We start from the raw sequence: 382 nt of genomic DNA on the forward strand, positions 1-382 counted from the left end.
GTTACTGTCGTGATACCATGAAGGTGAAAAGGCAACTTCACCAACCAGCGGGGTTTTAGCCGGGTTACTTGCATCACGCAGATAAACTATTTGCCAATATCCGGTTTTTGAAGCTTCTGTATACAGTAACTTGGTTCCATCCGGAGACACACGCACCCAATTCTTGGAAAGACCATCATTTGTAAGGCGCGTTACCCCGGTAGTCTTTCCTTCATCCCATGATACATCAACAGTATCCTTTTTTGTCATTAGTATATCTGATATACCTGACAAACTTCCACATGCTCCTACTAAAACAAGCAGTGTTACTACCGCAATTACGGAAATTAATTGCGGTACATTTTTCTTTTTCATTAAATCCTCCTGAAAAATATTTATTTAT

The 382-nt window shown here is 39.8% G+C and carries 1 protein-coding gene; it reads right to left on the reverse strand.

The genetic code is table 11. The features are described 5' to 3' along the window. Nucleotides 1–354 (reverse strand): TolB-like translocation protein (locus ACYVRH_RS15030; protein WP_461257657.1); only part of this gene is annotated, 354 nt, incomplete at its 3' end. Between the last annotated feature and the right edge of the window lie 28 nt (nt 355–382).

This window comes from Treponema sp. R80B11-R83G3, assembly GCF_054786115.1.